The sequence below is a fragment of the Arsenophonus nasoniae DSM 15247 genome (assembly GCF_000429565.1).
GTDB lineage: Bacteria > Pseudomonadota > Gammaproteobacteria > Enterobacterales > Enterobacteriaceae > Arsenophonus > Arsenophonus nasoniae.
The window spans coordinates 1-1,259 of sequence record NZ_AUCC01000257.1; the positions used below are offsets into that span (position 1 = coordinate 1).

A 1,259-nucleotide genomic window follows, 5' to 3' on the forward strand; every position below is an offset into this window, starting at 1 on the left:
TCCCCTTGAATATCGCTATAGTCCAATGCCAGTATTTCACTTATCCGAAGCCCAATCACCGACGCCAAGATGAAGGCTATCTTTTCTCTGACGGGCGCAACTTCGATCATCCTATCCACATTCTCAAAAGCAGGAATGAAAATAGGCTTTTCGACTTTCTTTTTCAGTTTTGGAATTGGACTCACGCCAATATTCCGCATTTCTTTTAACAGCAAATAGGCAGAATGCAGATATTTAAGGCTATTCTCAGGTAAGCCATTAAATTCACGCGGGCGAATATGCAACGCCAATTTTGACTGCAACGTTTCGTCAATCGAAAATAACGCATGTTTAATCGTATCGAGCGAACTTTTCCGCAAATGCCCCGTTTCACATTGTGAGACTTTTTTGCCTATATAGAATTGAATCAGTTTGCGAAGATGCCAGTCTCGGCATCGCTCTTTTTCTTTTGCCGTCATCGACAAAAACCGCTCGGATTCACTTAGAAAAAGAAAACGGCACGCCGCATCCAGCGTTTTAAAACTTTTGTGAAATCGCCCTGCTGTATTTTCGTAATGCACACGAAAACCCTCGCTACCGTGGCGAGTTTTGAGTAATTTGATTGAGCTCATTTTAGTGATTTGATGTGGAAAAAATCTTTAATCTGAATTAAGGACAGTAAATAAATTCGTTACCTATTTTGTCTTCGAATAAGCCAGCAATTCAGTTACTTGTAAACCAAATTTTGTTATCTCCCTTATAAAAAGGAGTAATACTTTTCTCTTTAAAAGTTAAAACGGTATTCATCGTACTTTTCCTTATAGAAAATCGAACCTGCTCACACATAAAAAGCAGCATTTTAAACGGCGATTATCAGGCTCGACTTTCCTGTAAGGTTCTGTGTTTGATTAATACGAGGGATGTTTATTTAAATAATATATTTGAATGTAGGTAACCGCTGATATTTAAATTTTGTTCGACTTTTATTTCATTAGGAATATTCGCTAATCTCATAACGTCTTCTATACTAACTCCAGTATAATGAATATTATTATTTTCGATTCGGTAGCCTGCAAATATGACACCACTCAAACTAATAGAATAAACAATTCTAGCATTTACTTGATATTCATCATTTTTTAACTCAACAATCGCTTTTTCTTTTGGTTTCAGTGTGAAGTCTGCAGTAGAGCGATGTAATGTTAAGTCAGACTTGCCTATAACACTATTTACTGAATGAGATACAGTCTCACCAATCTTAAAAGTGGGAGCAAATTTAA

Annotated in this window: 2 protein-coding genes; both read right to left on the bottom strand. The window is 36.6% G+C overall.

Annotated features, from left to right (window positions below):
• A partial coding sequence (locus G468_RS0118145; RefSeq protein ID WP_211229688.1) for a hypothetical protein occupies nt 1-560 on the bottom strand: 560 nt, incomplete at its 3' end.
• Nucleotides 561-903: 343 nt separating this feature from the next.
• Nucleotides 904-1,259 (bottom strand): hypothetical protein (locus G468_RS24350; RefSeq protein ID WP_026824166.1); only part of this gene is annotated, 356 nt, incomplete at its 5' end.